Here is an 18,832-nt window from a genome sequence, read left to right as displayed (position 1 = left end):
CTATGATGTTAACTAAGTTAAAAACGGATTGTTTTGTTTTTCGTAGCCGATGGTTGTTTCGGGGCCGTGGCCCGGGTAAACGGTAACATCATCGGGCAGGGTAAACAGCTTAGTTTCGATATTATCTATCAGCTGGGTAAAGTTGCCCCCCGGTAAATCCGTACGACCGATGCTTTGCCTGAACAGGACATCGCCCCCTATCAGGATCTTAGCCTCTTTATCATAAAAACACAAATGAGCAGGCGAATGCCCCGGCGCAAAGATCAAATGCAGCGTAGTATTGCCAAAATGGATGGTGCCGGTTTCGGTCAAAAAATCATCAGGCATTGGTGATACATCATAAAGAAAACCCATAGATGGCGCATAAGCTACTACGGCCGCCAACACTTCCGACTCGCCAACGTGGAAACGGGGTTTAAGGCCATACTGGTCGAACACAAATTTATTGCCCAGCACATGATCGATATGGCAATGGGTGTTGAGCAGCATAACAGGCTTCAGGTTATTGTTTTTGATAAAGCTAACAACAGTGTTTTGCTCTGGTGCAGTATACATGCCCGGGTCAATGATCACGCATTCGCCGGTTTCATCATACAAAATATAAGTATTTTCCTGGTAAGGGTTATTTACAAATGATATAACTTTTGCCATGCGGTAAAAGTACGGAATAAATTGATTGGGTGTTGGTAGATGAAAAAGAGGTAAGGGAATAACCGTCATTCTGTCCTATCAGGATCTCTCGTTAGAGAACCCTGATGTTCCCACTGTCAACCTTGATAATCTTATGAAAAAAGGCATACCTGCTTGGCAAAGGCATCGGGGTCCTCTAACGAGAGACCCTGATGGAACGTGAATCGGGGATTGCTTCGTACCTACTGCAATGACGATTGTTATATAGTACTACGCCGCCGTCGCCCCTTCAATCAACTCCACCTCCGCTACCGGGCTAAACAGGTAGATCCGCTTAGTAGCCACTTCGGTACATTTAAAACGTTTACGCAGCTTTTCGTCTTTGCGGAACACTCTGCCGTCCTTTAGCTTAAATAATGCTTTAAGCGGGATCTTTTCTACCGTTAAAATTGCTTCGGATGTTTTGGGGGGATCATATTTACGCAGCGAACGGTACAGGTTCAAATCTGAGCAGCTTGACGCCGCCGGGTTATCCAGGTAGTTTACAATAGCCTTTTTAACATCGGCCGGAAAAATCTCTTTTTCAAAAAATGGCTGCATCATTTTTTTGAAATTGTTTTTCCATTCCGTTCCGTGGGGCTTGGCCTTTTGCTTATGCTCGTTCCAGGTATGCAGGTGTGCAAACTCGTGCACTGTAGTTACCAGGAAAGCGTAGGGGTTAAGGTCGTAATTAACCGAGATGCGGTGACCTTTGCCGCCATACGGTGAGCGGTAATCGCCAAATTTACTGTTACGGTTGCGCGATATTTTAAATTCGCATTTGAAGTAGTCAATCCACCGGGCAATGAGCGGGGCCGCTTCTGCCGGTAGATATTTCTCTAAAACTTTTACTTTATCCAATTTTTACCTCTCATCAAAGATAAGGTTTTGTAGTTGATAGTCCATAGACCATGGTCGATGGTTTGTAAAACTTTGCTTCCTTTCTGTTTTCTGACTTTGGACAAATTGCGTTTTCAGGACGCTTATTTGCTCTCAAGTATCAACCTCCCAGGATGGGACAGTCCTCTACACCCAATCTCATCCTAAATTTAAAGTGTGTAAATTTTATCTTTCCTCTTCCTTTTTCTTCACCTCCCTGGTCATCTTCAAAGTCAACAACAACAACAACCCTAACGAAACAATAATAGCTACCCAAATCAATATGGTGTAATCTTTCCTGGCAGGTTTTGCTGCCACTGCATAGCCGGTATTTTTAACAACAGCCTCATGTTTAATAACTGGGGTGTTCCCTCCAATACTATCAGCAAAAAACTTAAGATCATATTCCGGGGCCTGAGCCGAGGGATCACCGACCAGGAACCGGTAGCTTTGCTTAGCTTCAAGGTAGCTGATCAAATATTCGTCGGATTGAAACGCTTTGATCTCGCCGATGCTCAGCGGTTGGTTATCGCCGTTGCTTATCTCTATTAACAGGTGGTTGGTCTTTGCCGCAATTAACAGATCAGTTGTTTTATCTGATGACAGTTCGGTTTCGCTCAAGAGCTCCCTGCCATTGTTTACAAACTGGTAAACGGTAACACTCCGTTTATAATACCTCGGCGCGCTGATATTGAGGTGCAACTTATTTACCTGGTAATTATCGTTCAGCTTAATGTCGATAAAGGTGGTTTTATTACTATCGGCACGGATGATGTTTAAAGGCGCAACAGGCGTGTAACTTTGCGCTGTCGATGCGTACTCAGTATAAATGCCCCCCTCCAAAAACTTAACCGGATTCTTGTTTTTATCATTTACCTGGATTTTTAAATAGCGATAATTACTCGCCGGAAACGATAATGATTGCAGGTAGGTACCTTCACTGTTTTGTACAGCTTCCTGCAAGGGGATATCTTCCTGGATGGCAAACCATTGATTCAAATCATCACTGCCCAGCAGGTTTACTTTACGTTTTACAGCGGTGTTTTGCAGCCTGACCCAGAGTCGGTCGAGCACCAGTCCGGTTTTATTTTCTATGATAAAAACCGTGCTGGTATCGGTTTTTGGCGAGTTGCTGATCTCCGGGAAAACAACAAAGCTTTGCTGGCTTTTTTGCGGCAGGCTGCCAGCCTGGATGTAAGGCACAAAATTACCATTCGCGTCTGCAATGCGAATGTCCGACAGATCGGGTTTGGCCTTGGCTACTAAACCGGGCTGTAGGCCAATACGGTAAAAGCCGGTGCTGTCAATCTTGTGCAGCGCGGCTTTATATTTAAAATTTTTTTGTGCCGATGCGGGTAATATAGCCCCGCAAAGCAGCAGCGTTAAAAGCGTTAGCTTATTCATTTTTTTTGGCCTCATCATCGGCAATAGTTTTTTTAGCTGTTCGCTGGTACATAAAAGCCACAATAAGCAATAGTACCCCCAAACAAAAGAAAGCAGCTATTTTACCCCAAACCGGGATATTTTTAATATCGAACAAAAATAATTTTAATAAAGTAAGCGAGAACAGCGTTAACGAAGCCACACGCATTACCCGCAGCTTGTAGCTCATGCCCAGCCACATCAGCGCAAAGGAAAGGAGTCCCCATAATACCGGCAAGCCGGTTTTTACATATACAGTTTCTATTTTATCTATTGAATTTGTTTTACTGAAAAATAGCAGGTTGCTCATTAAACTTACCTCAAAGCTTAAAAACAAAACAACGCCGGCGCTTAGTACCCAGGTAAATGCTTTTTTCAAGTCTTCGTTCATATTTTGCTGACACAGGCAGATCACCCGGTAAAATAGTAAACCTGTAAATACGGCGCCTATCCAATGCGCTATAAAATGGCTCGTGGCTGGTTTATGTCCCTCAAGCATTAAATGCTGCAGGGAATAATATTGCGGTGTAAGTAACAGGTAAACAATTAAGCAGATGAGCAATATGACAAATTTTGCATCGCTGCTAAAATTGATAACCTGTATTTTCGGCGACAGCGTATAATAAATAAACACAAACACGGGCGTATAAACCATTGCATATAAAATATTAAGGTTAGTATCCGGATAATGGTTCAGGAATTGATGGTTGATTTCAAGTAAGCCGCTTAAAAATAAAAGTATAAGAGCCGCAACTCCAAAAACCTGTTCGCCAAAGGCAGTGATACCGGCTTTTTTGGATTGGTCGCGTTTAACCAGCACTGCAAGCAGGAATGAACTTACGGCAGTGCATAGCATAGTGATAAATCCTTTATTGGCTATGATGGTCAATGCCTCACCGGTTCTGGTGTAGGTTTGGTACAGGTCCATAAGAAGGCTTAACAACATGGCTACCCACAGTAAAAAAGAAGTAAGCTGCATGAGCTTGATGCCCGAGCGCAGGTATAGCCAATAAAGCAGCACCGTTTCCGATGCCCAGAAAATGGTAATGTTATTGCCGTGCAATTGAATAGGGGCAGCTAACGAAATAAAGGTTAGTGTAATACCGATAAGCAGGTACAGGATATTAGTATCCACTTTGCGGTTGCGGAACAGGATGAATGACAGCACCAGGTTCACCACGGCCAAACTCACGCAAAACAAACCCCGGTATTGTTCGTCATGCATCATGGTAAGCAGGTACAGGCCGGTTGCAAAATATAACCCGGTATTAAGAAGCAAAATGCTGAAATCGGACGCGATAAATTTTTTGTTCTCGCGTACGTTGTTCGCTATGTTGATAACAAAGTAAAGCGCGTAAAAAATACTGGCATAAATAAAACCGAAATGATAGGCAGGCGGCGTAAGAGTATACAGAACGGTTGAAAAAACGATCACCGTAAAAGCGAACGATACGATATTAAGCACCCGCCATGCTTTGTAATAAGCAATAATGAGCAAACCCGTATTTAATATCAGCAGGTAAATAAACAGGGCATTATAATTGGCGCTGCCGTTACTTACCATAAACGGACTGGCAAACCCACCTACCAATGCAATTACGGCCAGCTCCTGCTTATCATATAATAAGGAAAGCAGCACCGCAAAAACGGTGATCACAACTAAAATGATGAATGCCGTAGTTTGGTTAAACAGGTGAAACTGCTGAAATGCCAATGTTATGGTAAAATAAAACACGGCCAATCCGCCGCCTACAAGCACCGAGCTAAAGGCTTTATAACTATTGCGTAGCGCATGTGCAACACCAATTAAAATACCACCGCAAGCTATTCCGATACCTACACGGCCAACCAGCCCTATCCAATCATTATCAATAGCATATTTTACAAAGAAGCCGATGGCCAGCACCAGGATGGCTATACCTATTTTATTGATGAGGTTTTCGCCGATGAATTTTTCCAGGTCGGGATGGCGCTCAAAGAAAGATGGCTTGGGCTGAAAAGGTTTCGCGGGTTCAAAATCGCGGGTTTTTATAGGGCGATTGATGATTGATAAGCTGTCTTCAATAACTTCGGGTTGCCTTTCAATAACCGGTGGTTTGGACGGCTGAGGTTTTAGTTCGGCCTCAACAGGCGGTTGCGGTTTTTGAACGGGCTCTGCCGGGGTAACAGGCGCGGGAGGCGGAGTGATTACCGGCGCAGGCTCTTCCACTTTCTTAACGTCTTCACTAACTATGCGGGTTATCTTAAGCTGTTCAACCAGGCGCTTTAATTCAAATATTTTAAATTCGAGATCTTTGATCTTATTGTTTAAACTGCCCTTATGGTTCAACATTATAATAATGATCACCACTAATAAAAAGACGGCTAATACATCCATAGTTTTAGGTTTGTAAAAAATAAAGATAACGGAATTATGAAATATTCCATTATCAGCCCTGCCCGTCAGTGCATATAAATTAAAGCTTTAATTGTAATTTAGCTGTACGGGCAACTGCCAATCACCTATAAACCACCCTATTTCATGAAGACATCTTTTAAACGTTACTTTTTTTTGTGTTTTCTTTTTATTACAGCATCCTCCTATGCGCAAACCATCAATCAGGCGCTTTTAAAACACCAGTGGAAAGCCTCGTGGATCACTGTTCCACAGGAATCATTAAAAGAATATGGCGTTTATTACTTTAGGAAAAGCATTGAGCTTTCAGCTAAGCCTGCTTCTTTCGTCGTTCATATATCGGCAGATAACCGTTATAAATTATATGCTAACCAAACATTGGTTTCCTTAGGCCCCGCCCGCGGAGATACCTATTATTGGAATTATGAAACGGTTGATCTGGCACCATATCTTCAGCCGGGTAAAAATATTGTAGCCGCCGTAGTTTGGAACGATGGCGATTACCGCCCCGAAGCGCAGATCTCGCTGCAAACAGGTTTCATTATGCAGGGCGATACGCCAAATGAAGAAATCATCAATACCAATAAAACCTGGAAATGTATCCGTGATAAATCATTTCAGCCTATTACCGGTATCGGCTGGCATCCTTATTATGTTGCAGGGCCGGGCGAGCGGGTAGATTTAAACCAATCTATAAAAGATTGGAGCACGACCGGGCTTGATGACAATAGCTGGAAAAACGCTATCCGTATTGATAATGGGAACCCCAAAGGAATAACCAATGCCTTTGGCTGGATGTTGGTGCCATCCTCAATACCCGCCATGGAAATGACGCCACAAAGAATCTCCGTGTTAAGAAAAGTGGATGGCATCAGCGTACCATCCTCATTCCCCGCAACTAAAACAGCCATTGCCATCCCGGCTAATACGTCGGCTACTTTACTGCTCGATCAAACTTATTTAACCAACGCCTATTTAACGCTCAATTTCAGCAAGGGCAAAAACGCCGGTATTGGAATCACTTATACCGAATCGCTGTTTAAAAGTTTAAGCGGCCCGGAAGGCCCGGTTAAAGGGAACCGCAACGATATAGACGGAAAGATTTTTGTTGGCAGGCGCGACAGCATAATTGCTGACGGCGCTTCCGGTAATTCATTTACTACCTTAACGTGGCGCACTTTCAGGTATATCGAAGTAAAAATAACAACCAAAGATGAGCCATTGATTATTGACGATATCTACGGAACATTCACAGGGTATCCCTTTAAGCTGAATGCCAAACTCGAAACCCCAAATCCCGAAATGCAGCAAATGCTGGATATAGGCTGGCGCACTGCCCGCCTTTGCGCCGGCGAAACCTATACCGATTGCCCTTACTACGAACAGCTGCAATATGTTGGCGATACCCGCATCCAGGCGCTGGTATCTTTTTATAATAGCGGCGATGACCGCCTGGTGCGCAACGCCATCAACCAGATGGATCATTCCCGCCTGGCGGAAGGGATCACGCTGAGCCGTCACCCTTCGTTCTCACCGCAAATCATTTCCACCTTTTCGTTATGGTATATCGGCATGCTGCATGATTACTGGATGTACCGGCCCGATAGCTTATTTATTAAAGACAAGCTGCCCGGCATGCGCGATGTGCTCAACTTTTTCAGCAAGTATCAGCAGGCCGATGGCTCCTTAAAAGACACACCTTACTGGACATTTGTTGACTGGGTTAACGACAAGGGCTGGGATTTTGGCCAGGCGCCCAAAAGCGCTAACGGTACATCGGCCATATTAGACCTGCAGCTGATGTGGGCCTACCGGCAGGCAGCCGAAATGGAAGTAAAAATGGGGATGCCAGCGTTTGCTGCAATGTATAAGGCAAAGGCAGCACAGTTGAAAACCGCTATCCAAAGTAAATACTGGGATGCTGGCAAAAAACTTTATGCCGATACCGAGGACAAGCAATTGTTTTCGCAGCATACCAATTCTATAGCAATATTGGCGGGTATGGTAACCAACGCTAACGCGCATGATATCAGCTTAAAACTATTGAATGACAGCACACTCACCAAATGTACTATCTACTTTAAATATTACCTGCACCAGGCCATGGTAAAGGGTGGTTTGGGCGATGACTATTTAAACTGGCTTAACATCTGGCGGGATAATATCAAAATGGGCTTAACCACCTGGGCCGAAATCTCCGACCTTGACCATAACCGCTCCGATTGTCATGCCTGGGGTGCAAGTCCAAACATTGAATTTTACCGCACCATTTTAGGTGTGGATACGTACGCGCCGGGGTTCAGCAAAATAAAAATTGAGCCGCATTTGGGCCTGATCAGAAATATCAGTGGTGAAGTGCCTCACCCTAACGGAAAAATACTTGCTAAATACCTGTTTAACAACGGAAAATGGAACATCAATATTACCCTTCCCCAAAGCACGTCGGGCATTTTTGTGTGGAAAGGGAAAACTTTTACGCTTAAAACAGGTAATAATAAATTGGTGATTTGATAAAAACAAACAGGCGCACTAATGATAATCGCCTTTATATACGAGGCACCTACGGAGCCTTAAAATAGGTTAAGCACTGTCTATAAACACGGTACCCCTATGGGGTATTAAGATCATTTTTTTTAACTCCGTAGGAGTATCGTGTTTATAGCACTGAATACAAAATGCTTTTGGCTCCGTAGGTGCCTCGTATCTAAATGCAATAGCACCGATATTTGATAAACCCCATATATGTTATTAACATTTTACCTTAATTGCACTGATTTTGCCACGCATAAGTAAAATACTTTTAAAAATTGGTTTGGTAAATAAAAGCAACGCTAACTTTACTTTTGTTGCATGTGGCCGATAAATTGATTTTATCGCATTATTTAACAATTTGATATTATTAAAATGTGATATTTATGCGCTGGGAACTAAGGGGTTCACCAAGAATAACTAACCAGCTAAATAAATTACGCTAAATGAAAAACACACCATCCCAGTTAAGAGTTCTTTCAATCGATATTGGTGGTTCGCACATCAAAGCCACTATCCTCAATAAAAAAGGGGAATTAAAAATGGAGTACGACAAGATTGCTACCCCCGCCCCGGCAAACCCAGAAAATGTTATCAAAGCTATCAACACCCTTGTAAAGGATTTTCCGGCATATGATAAAATATCGGTTGGTTTTCCGGGCTATGTAAAAAACGGTGTTGTTAAAACAGCACCTAACCTGGGTACCGATTACTGGGCAGATGTTGATTTGAGCAAAAAACTGGAAAAAGCATTAGGCAAACCAACACAGGTGGTAAACGATGCCGATATGCAGGGCCTTGGCGTAGTAGCAGGTAAAGGCCTGGAAATGGTCATAACGCTGGGTACCGGTTTTGGTACCGCTTTGTTAATGGACGGTCATTTATTGCCTCATTTTGAATTGGCCCATCTCCCGATAAAAGAAGGCATTACCTATGATAACTATATAGGTGAAAGAGCTTTAGAAAAAGAAGGCAAAGAGAAATGGAACAAACGCATGAAAAAGGTTTTCAAAATATTGAAAACTGTATTCAATTACGATACTTTATACATTGGCGGCGGCAATTCAGACGAGCTTACCTTTAAGCTCGACAAAAACATGAAAATAGTTACCAATGCCGATGGTATAAAAGGCGGCGCAAGGCTTTGGCTCAGTGAGGACGAAAGTAAAACCAAGCGCAAAATTGCAACCCCTACCGAGTAAATTAAAAACTAACACTAACTACAATACCTGATAACAAAATGAAAAACCAACAAGACATAGAAAAATTGGCGATTGATACCGTAAGGGTATTGGCAGCCGATGCTGTGCAAAAAGCAAACTCAGGCCACCCTGGTACAGCTATGGCGCTGGCACCAATGGGCCACGTTTTATGGACAAAGTTTTTAAATTACAACCCTAAAAACCCTGATTGGGCAAACCGCGACAGGTTTATCCTTTCGGCGGGCCACGCTTGTATTTTACAGTACAACTTTTTGTATTTAATGGGCTATGATCTTTCATTAGATGACATCAAACAGTTTCGTCAGCTAAATAGCAAAACGGCCGGTCACCCCGAATATGGTTTGGCTCCGGGCATTGAAGTAACTACTGGTCCGCTGGGGCAGGGTTTTGCCAATGCCGTAGGTTTCGCTATCGCGCAAAAACACCTGGCTGCTCGTTACAACAAACCTGGTTTTGAGCTGTTCAACTACAATATTTACACCATCTGCAGCGATGGCGACTTGATGGAGGGTGTAACTTCAGAAGCGGCATCATTGGCAGGTCACCTGCAATTGGGTAACCTGATCTATTTATATGATGACAACCACATCTCCATTGAAGGCAGCACTGATATTGCTTTTAACGAAGATGTAAGCGCCCGTTTTCGCGCATACGGCTGGCACGTGCAGGACCTTACTGACGTAAACGATACCCATGCGCTTGAGCTGGCTTTGATCAATGCCAAAGCCGAAACTCAGAAACCGTCATTTATCCGCGTTCGCTCGCTGATTGCCTATGGTAGCCCTAATAAATCGGGCACTGCAGGTTCACATGGTTCGCCGCTTGGCGCCGAAGAAATTAAACTGGTAAAACAGTTCTTCGGTTTCGATCCTGAAAAATCATTCAACGTACCTGACGAGGTGCTGGATTACTATCACAAAAAAGGTGCACGCGGCGCTGCAGTTGAAGAAAAATGGAACAAATTATTTGCAGACTATAAAGCAAAATTCCCTGAATTAGCAGCCGAATATGAAGCCGCCGCTAAAGGCGAATTACCTGCAGGCTGGAAAGATAAATTGCCGGTATTTAAAGGTTCAGATCCTAAAATGGCAACCCGCCAGGCATCAGGCAAAGTGTTGAACGCTATTGCGCCGGCATTGCCAAACCTGATTGGTGGCGCGGCCGACCTTGCCCCATCAACCGAAACTAATCTGAAGGAATACTTTTCATTTACATCAGAAAACCGTGCAGGCCGCAACTTCCACTTTGGTATCCGCGAGCATGCCATGGGTTCGGCTTTAAATGGTATGGCTTTAACAAAAGGCTTGCTGCCATTCGGTGCTACCTTCCTGATGTTCTCTGAATATATGCGCCCGCCAATCCGCCTGGCTGCCATCATGAAAATAAACCCGATTTTTGTTTATACGCATGACAGTATTGGTTTGGGCGAGGATGGTACTACTCACCAGCCTATTGAGCAATTGGCTTCTTTACGTTCGATACCAAACTTAACCGTGATCCGTCCGGCTGATGCCAACGAAAGCGCGCATGCATGGCGTGTTGCTATCGAGAAAAAAGGTGGCCCAACTGTACTGGTATTCACCCGCCAGGGTTTACCTATCCTTGATCAGGATAAATACGGTAAAGCTGAAAACCTGGAAAAAGGTGCTTATGTACTTTCAGAAGGTAGTAAAGGCCCTGATCTGATCCTGATAGCTACCGGATCTGAAGTAGCCCTAATTATGCAAGCGCAGGAAAAACTGGAAGCCGAAGGCATTTCAACCCGCGTGGTAAGTATGCCGTCATGGGAGCTGTTTGAAAAACAGGACGAAGCTTACAAAGAGTCGGTATTCCCTAAAGGAAGCAGAAAACGTTTAGCGGTTGAAATGGCATCACCAATGGGCTGGCACAAATATATCACCGACGAAGGCGATATGCTGGGCATGACCACCTTTGGTGAATCGGCCCCTGCCGAAGATCTGTACAAACACTTCGGCTTTACTGTTGATAACGTTGTTAAAAAAGCAAAAGCTCTTTTATAGAGGCAAGAAATCAAGAGTCAGGAATCAAGATTTTCCTGGCTCTTGATTTAAAAAATATACAAGTAAGAATCAAACGGTCAGAAGATAAGTTTTTCTTCTTGTCTCTTGGTTCTTGACTTCTTGATTCTAACCAAAATGAACTGGAACAGCAACCTGATAAATAACCTGGAGTGGGCCGATAAGATCATCAATATCGAAGGCAAACAAAAGGTAGCTGCCGAAATTGCAGCAAAAGTTAAGGATGGCGATATTATAGGTGTTGGCTCGGGCTCAACATCATACCTGGCCCTGGTAGCCATTGCCCAAAGGGTAAAGGATGAAAAACTAAATGTAAAGGCTATCCCAACTTCGGTAGAGCTTTCTATGTTCTGCGCCAAATTAGGTTTGCCTGTAACAACCTTATATGAATATAAACCCGATTGGCTATTTGACGGCGCCGACGAGGTTGATCCTGATAAAAGCCTGATCAAAGGACGTGGCGGGGCCATGTTTAAAGAGAAGTTGCTCATCAGCTCAAGTGAAGTAAGTTATATTATAGTTGATGAGTCGAAGATAGTTGATAAATTGGGGTCCAAATTTCCGGTACCTATCGAGGTTTTTCCGCAGGCATTGCCTTATGTGGAAAAGGAGCTGAAAAGTTTAGGGGCCACCGAAATAGCCATCCGTCCGGCAAAAGGTAAAGACGGCCCGATAATTTCAGAAAATGGCAACCTAATATTGGATGCCAGGTTTGCCGAGATCGGTAAAAGTTTTGAAAAAGATATTAAATCAATAACGGGAGTTATCGAGAGCGGGCTTTTTATCGGCTTTGATGTGAATATTGTCATGGCCTCGAACAGTTAGATTTAGCCTTAAGTTCGATGTCTTTAGTCCGAAATCTTAAAGAAAATGAGACTTTTGATTTGCTAATTCTAATTTACGACTAAAAACCGGCATTTACTGCTAAAAACTGCAGACTTAACCCGGAAATGTTAACAAAGTATGATATAAATCTTACAATTACTGACATTCTTATTAAGAACTTTACATAATAGACCGATTTGGTAGCAATTTTTACTACCTTCATCGCGCTTTTAACAAAATAATTAACAAACAAAAAAACAAACCCTATTATGGCAACTAATAACGTAGCGCAGATACATGGTTTTGGTCAGAGTATCTGGCTTGATTTTATTGACCGTGAGATCATTTCTTCAGGAAAGCTTAAACAATTAATTGACGTTGACGGCGTACGCGGCGTTACTTCAAACCCTGCAATTTTTGAAAAGGCTATCAGCAGCAGTTCTGATTACGATGCTGATATTGCCGCACTTAAATCTGAAAGCGATAACGAAAAGCTGTTTTTTGAAATAGCTGTTAAAGATATCCAGGCTGCTGCAGATCTGTTTAAAGGTGTTTACGAAGAATCAAACAAAGTTGATGGTTATGTGAGCCTTGAGGTTTCTCCATTCCTGGCTTTAGATACTGAAGGTACTGCTAAACAAGCCGAAGAACTTTGGAAAAAAGTTAACCGCGAAAACGTAATGATCAAAATCCCTGGTACTAAACCAGGTTTGGCTGCTATTCAGCAATCAATTGCAAAAGGTATCAACATCAACGTTACCCTGCTGTTTGGTTTAAAGCGTTACGAAGAAGTAACCGAAGCTTACATCGCAGGTTTGGAAGAGCATTTAGCTGCAGGTCACAAAATCGACCACATTGCATCAGTAGCCAGCTTCTTCCTGAGCCGTATCGACGTTATTGTGGACCCGATCATTGAAGCAAAAGGCGAAAAAGAGCTGTATGGTGAGGTCGCAATCGCATCAGCTAAAAAAGCCTACGAAATTTATAAAAGGGTATTCAGCAGCGAAAGGTGGAAAAAACTTGCCGAGCAAGGTGCACAGCCACAGCGTTTATTATGGGCAAGTACAGGCAGCAAAAACCCTGCATTTAAAGATACCAAATATGTTGAAGCCCTGATTGGCCCGGACACAGTTGATACCGTTCCTCTGGAAACTGTTGACGCTTTCCGCGATCATGGTGTTGCTGCAAATACTTTAGAAACCGGTTTAGATAAAGCTAACGAGATCTTAGCCAAACTACCTTCTTTAGGTATCGATCTTGCTGCTGTAACCCAGCAACTGGAAGACGAAGGTATCGAGAAATTCAACAAGCCATTTGAAAAGTTGTTGAACGCCATCGAAACACAGAAAAACAAGTAATCAAGTTCTAAGTCTTAAGTCGAAAGTCTTAAGTTCGGAGTCGGAATAATTATTTTTTGACTTCGAACTTACGACTAAAGACTTCCGACTAAAAATACTACATCTATGGAAGTTGCTGATCTGAAGATCCTTTTTTTTGACGTGGGCGGCATTCTGCTGTCGAACGGATGGGGACATGAGGCCCGCGAAGAAGCGGCCAAACGTTTCAACCTTGATTATGACGAAGTTAACGCATTGCATAATTTCATTTTCAATGTATATGAAATTGGCAGTATCACGCTCGACGAATACCTTGATACGGTAATATTTAACCATCCGAGGGATTTTGTACGCGAAGATTTTAAGGATTTTATCTATTCTACCTCTGTTGAATTGCCTATGCTGCAATTCCTGAAAGACTGGAAAAAAGATTGTGGCTTCCGTATTATTTCAGTGAACAACGAAGGCAAGGAACTGAACGACTACCGGGTACGTAAATTTAAACTGCACGAATGTTTTGATGCCTTTGTATCATCATGCGAAGTAAAAATGCGCAAACCCGACCCCGGCATATGGCAGTTAGCTATGGGTATAGCCCAGGTATCGCCTCAACAATGCGTGTATTTTGACGACAGAAAGATGTTTGTTGATACCGCCCAAAAACTGGGGATCCGTTCTTTTCAGCATACCAGCCTCGAAAGCACCAAGAAAATTTTAGAAACTCTTAAAAAAGAAAACCTCAAAACAAAATGAGCGCAACAGAAAACAAATACGCCTTTGGCATGATAGGCCTGGGTGTTATGGGTCGCAGCCTGCTGCTAAATATGGCCGATCATGGCTTCGCGGTTGCCGGGCACGATAAAGATACCGGTAAAGTAAATTCATTGAACCAGGAAGCTGGTGACAGGGCCGCTAAGGGCTTTGCCGATGTTAAAGAATTTATACAAAGCCTTACCACACCAAGGGCTATCATGATGTTAGTGCCTGCCGGCAAAATTGTTGACGCTGTAATTGAAGAATTAACCCCGTTGTTGGAAAAAGGCGATATCCTGATTGATGGCGGCAACTCGCACTTTACTGATACCAACCGTCGTGTTGAGGAACTGGAGGCTAAAGGCCTGCATTTCTTTGGTATGGGCGTATCGGGCGGTGAAGAGGGTGCCCGTCGTGGCCCAAGCATGATGCCGGGTGGCGATAAGGATGCTTACGCTGTAATGAAACCTATTTTTGAAGCCATTGCTGCTAAAGTTAACGGCGAACCTTGTGTTACTTACATTGGCCCGGGCGCATCAGGTCACTTTGTTAAAATGGTTCACAATGGTATCGAGTACGGTATCATGCAGGTAATTGCCGAAACTTATGAGATCCTGAAAAAAGGCTTAAAGTTAGGTAACGACGAAATTGGCGATTTATTCACCAAATGGAACGAAGGCCGTTTGCAGTCATTCCTGTTAGATATCACCAAAGATATTTTCAAGTACAAAGCACCTGGAACCGATCATTTATTGTTAGATGATATTAAAGACGAAGCGAAAGCTAAAGGTACAGGTAAATGGACCTCGCAGGTGGCTATGGATTTGGTAACCCCAATCCCAACCATCGATACATCAGTATCCATGCGCGACCTGTCAAAATACAAATCACTGCGCGAAAAAGCTTCTGCACTTTATAACGACCCTATCGAGCTTAAAGGCGATAAGGAGGAGTTATTGGTTGCTTTAGAGCAGGCTTTCTATTTTACCAGTATTCTTACTTATGCACAGGGTATGCACCTGCTTACCAAAGCATCTGAAGAGTATAAATATGACCTTCATTTGGGTGAAATTGCCAAGATCTGGCGAGGCGGCTGTATCATACGTTCAGAATTTTTGAATGATATTTACAACGCTTACAATAAAGATCAGGCATTGCCTCACCTGTTGCTTGACAGTGATATCCAGGCATTGGTTGCCGGTACCTTACCAGGCATCAGGAAAGTATTATCAGCTACTATTGCTGCCGGTGTTGCTGCCCCTGGCTATGCTTCGGCATTGAGCTATTTTGATGCTTTCCGCAGCGAAAGAATGCCTTCAAACCTTACCCAGGCTCAGCGCGATTATTTTGGCGCGCATACTTATGAGCTGATTGGCAAAGAAGGTACCTTCCACACACAATGGGCTCCGGCAAACGACTAATTGACGCTATTAATTAAAACAAAACAATGAGCACAACAGCTAAATCAGACCCTACCATATTTATCATTTTTGGTGGAACGGGAGATTTGAACTCCCGGAAAATTGCGCCGGCCCTATATAATCTATTTTTAGATGGATGGATGCCTAAACAATTTTCCATTATTGGTACCGGTCGTACCAAGCTAACCGACGAGCAATTCAGAGATAACCTGCATAACGATATTAACCAGTTTTCACGCAGCGGCAAAACCGATGATAAAAAATGGGCCGAGTTCTCAGCCAATATTTATTACCAGGTATCAGACGCTAACGATTTTGAAACGTACAAAGAGTTTGGCAAACGCATTGAAAAACACAACGCCGAGTGGAAAACGAAGGCAAACGTGTTGTTTTACCTTGCGGTAGCGCCTAATTTCTTCCCCATCATTGCATCAAACATCTCAAAAGCTAAATTGGCCGATGATAAAAAACGTGTAAGGATCATCATTGAGAAACCATTTGGGCACGACCTGGAAACTGCAAAAGATCTGAACCAGTTATTAAAGAGTATTTTTGATGAATGCCAGATCTATCGTATCGATCATTACCTGGGTAAAGAAACTGTTCAAAATATCATGGCTTTCCGTTTTGCCAACTCCATTATGGAGCCGCTATGGAACCGGAACCATATTGAGCACGTACAAATTTCAGTTACCGAGCAATTGGGCGTTGAGGAACGCGGCGATTATTATGATGGCTCAGGTGCAATGCGAGACATGATCCAGAACCACCTGCTGCAATTGCTTTGCCACGTGGCTATGGAGCCTCCTATCAGTTTTAGCGCCGATGAGGTACGTGACCGCAAAGTTGATGTACTGAAAGCAATGCGCAAATTTACTGCCGAGGATGTACGTAATTCGACAGTTAGGGGCCAGTATGGCAGCGGATGGATGAAAGGCCGGGAAGTACCTGGATATCGTGAGGAGCCAAAGGTTAACACCGAATCAAATACTGAAACATTCGCGGCCATCAAGTTCTTTATCGACAACTGGCGCTGGCAGGGTGTTCCATTCTATTTACGTACAGGCAAAAGAATGCACCAGTCATCATCGGTTATTACCATCCAGTTTAAAGATGTCCCTCACCAGATTTTCCCGGCCGAAGCTACTGAAAGCTGGCAGCAAAACAGGTTGATCATCAGCATTCAGCCGGAGATGAGCATCCGTTTGCAAGTGCAGGCTAAACGCCCCGGTATTGATATGGTATTAAACGCCGTTGACATGGTGTTTGATTATAAAGGTACTTATACCAACCAGGCACCTGAAGCTTACGAAACACTGATACTGGATACCATGATGGGCGATCAAACCCTGTTTATGCGTGGTGACCAGGTTGAGGCAGCATGGGAACTGGTAATGCCGATACTAAACACATGGCAAAATAAAAAGAGCCTTAACTTCCCTAATTATTCGGCCGATTCATGGGGCCCTGAAGCTGCAGAAGCTTTAATTGCCCGCGACGGCTATAATTGGTTTACTTTACCTGTAAACGGTAAAAAATAAAAAGCTGATGAAACTGAATATCTATAACACGGAAGGTGAAGTTTTAACCGGGCTGGCCGATCATTTTGTTACCCTGGCTACCGAAGCCATTAACAAAAACGGCAAATTCAGTGTGGCGCTTTCGGGCGGCAGCTCACCTAAAAAGCTATATGAGCTGTTAGCTTCAACAACATACGCCGACCAGGTGAACTGGGAAAAAGTTTTCTTCTTTTTTGGCGATGAGCGTAACGTGCCGCATGACCATAAGGACAGCAATTACCTGATGGCAAAAAAAGCGTTGTTTGAGCCATTGATGATCAGTCCGGCGCAGATTTTTCCGGTTGAGACATCGTTTGGCCCTGCCGAAGCCGCTGCCAAATACTGGGAGGTGATCTCGGCGTTTTTTGATGATAGCGAGGCAAGCTTTGACCTCGTGCTGTTAGGCTTAGGCGATAACTCGCACACCGCGTCATTATTCCCTTATACACCGGTGTTGCATGACCGTGTGCCTGGTGTGAAAGAAGTATGGCTGGAAGATCAACAGGTATGGCGTATTACCCTCAACGCACCGCTTATTAATGATGCGGCTCAAATAGCATTCTTAGTTTATGGCGCCGGTAAGGCCGAAGCTGTAAAACACATCCTGGAAGATGATGAAGATATTGAGCTTTATCCGGCACAACTTATTGATTCCATATCCGGCGAGGTAGCATGGTTCCTTGATGAACCGGCTGCTGCTGAATTGGAGACTAAAGAATAATATTCGTTATTATTTTGGCAACAAAAGGGCTTAAGCATTTGCTTAGGCCTTTTTGTTTGGTCGGGCAGTAATGATTACCGGGTGCATGTTGTAACTAATTTTATAGTATTATTTTTTGGTCATTTAGCCGTTTTGCCCAATTTCACGCAGAATTCATCATTTTTCGAACCAAAAGCACATGTTAAGCCAAGGTTAATTTTGACAAAAAAACAGCAATTACAACTGCATTTTACACTAACCTGACTAAAATACCCATAGGGTCAAAAAATAAATTACTATTAATCAATTGATTAAATATTCATGACTTTTGGATGAAAAATCGCATCTGATTTGTGTTGTTAATTTGCTGTGTGTTTAAAACAACATATATCAAAAACACAACAATAGTTATGAAAAATTTATTCAAAGTTTCAGCATTAGCCTTTGCATTTGCAGGCTTAGCATTTGGTGCAAAAGCACAAACATCTACACCTACTACCACTACAACAACATCAACTACAACTAAAAGCGGCATCCGTTACAGCATCGGTGTTGACGCAGGCATTCCTCTTGGCGATTTCAAAGATAACTACAAGTGGAATTTAGGCGGTTCGGTACAGGCTGATATCCCGGTTCTTTCAAACCAGTTATTTGTTACTGTTAACGCAGGTTACAACAACATCTTTGGTAAAAAAGACATCGGCGGTGTACAAGGCCTTGACGCAACTGATTTTCATTTAATCCCGGTTAAAGCAGGTTTAAAATACTTCCCTATCAGCAATTTTTATGTTCAGGGCGAAGCCGGTGCTGCATTCCTGTTAAACAAATCTGACGTTGGCGCTAATAAATCAACTGCATTTGTTTATGCTCCGCAAGTTGGTGTTCAGTTCCCGGTAAGTGCAAGCAGCTTTATTGATGCCGGTATCCGCTATGAAGCAACTACCAAATATGCTACCGGCGTTGATGCAAGCAAAGTTAACTTTATAGGTTTACGTGTAGCGTACGGCTTTTAATATATGGCCCTACAAATACCTTGATATAAAAAGGGGAGCTCATTCGGGCTCCCCTTTTTTATTATGTT

At 43.2% G+C, this 18,832-nt stretch carries 14 protein-coding genes; 10 read left to right on the top strand and 4 right to left on the bottom strand.

The annotated features are described in order from the left end of the window. Positions 1–12: 12 nt before the first annotated feature. From MusilaSJ_RS16510 to MusilaSJ_RS16495, 4 genes are all read right to left on the bottom strand, one after another. A complete protein-coding gene (locus tag MusilaSJ_RS16510; RefSeq protein WP_274986020.1) occupies positions 13–651 on the bottom strand; it encodes an MBL fold metallo-hydrolase in 639 nt (212 codons plus the stop codon). 249 nt (positions 652–900) lie between these two features. Then, positions 901–1,530, bottom strand: coding sequence for a SprT-like domain-containing protein (locus MusilaSJ_RS16505; RefSeq protein ID WP_090532317.1), 630 nt, complete (start codon positions 1,528–1,530; stop codon positions 901–903). A 204-nt stretch (positions 1,531–1,734) separates the two neighbouring features. Next, on the bottom strand, positions 1,735–2,952 hold the full coding sequence (locus MusilaSJ_RS16500; protein ID WP_274986019.1) for a hypothetical protein: 1,218 nt from the start codon (positions 2,950–2,952) through the stop codon (positions 1,735–1,737). Beyond that, entirely contained in the window at positions 2,945–5,347 is a 2,403-nt protein-coding gene (locus tag MusilaSJ_RS16495; RefSeq protein ID WP_274986018.1) for a DUF2339 domain-containing protein, read from the bottom strand. Before MusilaSJ_RS16495 ends, MusilaSJ_RS16500 begins: the two co-directional genes overlap by 8 nt. Before the next feature lie 144 nt (positions 5,348–5,491). On the opposite strand from MusilaSJ_RS16495, the gene MusilaSJ_RS16490 reads away from it, so the two are divergent. From MusilaSJ_RS16490 to MusilaSJ_RS16445, 10 genes are all read left to right on the top strand, one after another. After that, a complete protein-coding gene (locus tag MusilaSJ_RS16490; protein ID WP_274986017.1) occupies positions 5,492–7,876 on the top strand; it encodes an alpha-L-rhamnosidase-related protein in 2,385 nt (794 codons plus the stop codon). A 464-nt stretch (positions 7,877–8,340) separates the two neighbouring features. Further along, positions 8,341–9,096: an ROK family protein gene (locus MusilaSJ_RS16485; protein ID WP_274986016.1), complete on the top strand. Its 756-nt coding sequence runs from the start codon at positions 8,341–8,343 to the stop codon at positions 9,094–9,096. 38 nt (positions 9,097–9,134) lie between these two features. Then, the gene (gene tkt, locus MusilaSJ_RS16480; protein ID WP_274986015.1) at positions 9,135–11,138 is read left to right on the top strand and encodes a transketolase; all 2,004 of its coding nucleotides are present in this window, start codon (positions 9,135–9,137) and stop codon (positions 11,136–11,138) included. A 135-nt stretch (positions 11,139–11,273) separates the two neighbouring features. Beyond that, a complete protein-coding gene (gene rpiA, locus MusilaSJ_RS16475; protein WP_274986014.1) occupies positions 11,274–11,981 on the top strand; it encodes a ribose 5-phosphate isomerase A in 708 nt (235 codons plus the stop codon). Between the two features lie 269 nt (positions 11,982–12,250). Beyond that, positions 12,251–13,339: a transaldolase gene (tal, locus tag MusilaSJ_RS16470; RefSeq protein WP_274986013.1), complete on the top strand. Its 1,089-nt coding sequence runs from the start codon at positions 12,251–12,253 to the stop codon at positions 13,337–13,339. Between the two features lie 105 nt (positions 13,340–13,444). After that, positions 13,445–14,071, top strand: a complete 627-nt coding sequence (locus tag MusilaSJ_RS16465) for an HAD family hydrolase (RefSeq protein WP_274986012.1) — start codon at positions 13,445–13,447, stop codon at positions 14,069–14,071. After that, positions 14,068–15,492, top strand: a complete 1,425-nt coding sequence (gene gndA, locus MusilaSJ_RS16460) for an NADP-dependent phosphogluconate dehydrogenase (protein ID WP_274986011.1) — start codon at positions 14,068–14,070, stop codon at positions 15,490–15,492. Before MusilaSJ_RS16465 ends, gndA begins: the two co-directional genes overlap by 4 nt. Positions 15,493–15,518: 26 nt before the next feature. Next, on the top strand, positions 15,519–17,033 hold the full coding sequence (gene zwf, locus MusilaSJ_RS16455) for a glucose-6-phosphate dehydrogenase (RefSeq protein ID WP_274986010.1): 1,515 nt from the start codon (positions 15,519–15,521) through the stop codon (positions 17,031–17,033). 7 nt (positions 17,034–17,040) lie between these two features. After that, positions 17,041–17,772 (top strand): 6-phosphogluconolactonase, encoded by a 732-nt coding sequence (gene pgl, locus MusilaSJ_RS16450; RefSeq protein WP_274986009.1) that lies wholly within the window; start codon positions 17,041–17,043, stop codon positions 17,770–17,772. 389 nt (positions 17,773–18,161) lie between these two features. Then, on the top strand, positions 18,162–18,764 hold the full coding sequence (locus MusilaSJ_RS16445; RefSeq protein WP_274986008.1) for a hypothetical protein: 603 nt from the start codon (positions 18,162–18,164) through the stop codon (positions 18,762–18,764). Positions 18,765–18,832 lie beyond the last annotated feature (68 nt).

This window comes from Mucilaginibacter sp. SJ (assembly GCF_028993635.1).
Lineage (GTDB): Bacteria > Bacteroidota > Bacteroidia > Sphingobacteriales > Sphingobacteriaceae > Mucilaginibacter.
This window is presented reverse-complemented; position numbering and strand designations above follow the sequence as displayed.

Excerpts from the sequence above, each read along its gene's own strand:
- MusilaSJ_RS16510 (WP_274986020.1), bottom strand. The coding sequence starts at position 651 with ATGGCAAAAGTTATATCATTTGTAAATAACCCTTACCAGGAAAATACT.
- MusilaSJ_RS16500 (WP_274986019.1), bottom strand. The coding sequence starts at position 2,952 with ATGAATAAGCTAACGCTTTTAACGCTGCTGCTTTGCGGGGCTATATTA.
- MusilaSJ_RS16495 (WP_274986018.1), bottom strand. The coding sequence starts at position 5,347 with ATGGATGTATTAGCCGTCTTTTTATTAGTGGTGATCATTATTATAATG.
- MusilaSJ_RS16490 (WP_274986017.1), top strand. The coding sequence starts at position 5,492 with ATGAAGACATCTTTTAAACGTTACTTTTTTTTGTGTTTTCTTTTTATT.
- MusilaSJ_RS16485 (WP_274986016.1), top strand. The coding sequence starts at position 8,341 with ATGAAAAACACACCATCCCAGTTAAGAGTTCTTTCAATCGATATTGGT.
- tkt (WP_274986015.1), top strand. The coding sequence starts at position 9,135 with ATGAAAAACCAACAAGACATAGAAAAATTGGCGATTGATACCGTAAGG.
- rpiA (WP_274986014.1), top strand. The coding sequence starts at position 11,274 with ATGAACTGGAACAGCAACCTGATAAATAACCTGGAGTGGGCCGATAAG.
- tal (WP_274986013.1), top strand. The coding sequence starts at position 12,251 with ATGGCAACTAATAACGTAGCGCAGATACATGGTTTTGGTCAGAGTATC.
- MusilaSJ_RS16465 (WP_274986012.1), top strand. The coding sequence starts at position 13,445 with ATGGAAGTTGCTGATCTGAAGATCCTTTTTTTTGACGTGGGCGGCATT.
- gndA (WP_274986011.1), top strand. The coding sequence starts at position 14,068 with ATGAGCGCAACAGAAAACAAATACGCCTTTGGCATGATAGGCCTGGGT.
- zwf (WP_274986010.1), top strand. The coding sequence starts at position 15,519 with ATGAGCACAACAGCTAAATCAGACCCTACCATATTTATCATTTTTGGT.
- pgl (WP_274986009.1), top strand. The coding sequence starts at position 17,041 with ATGAAACTGAATATCTATAACACGGAAGGTGAAGTTTTAACCGGGCTG.
- MusilaSJ_RS16445 (WP_274986008.1), top strand. The coding sequence starts at position 18,162 with ATGAAAAATTTATTCAAAGTTTCAGCATTAGCCTTTGCATTTGCAGGC.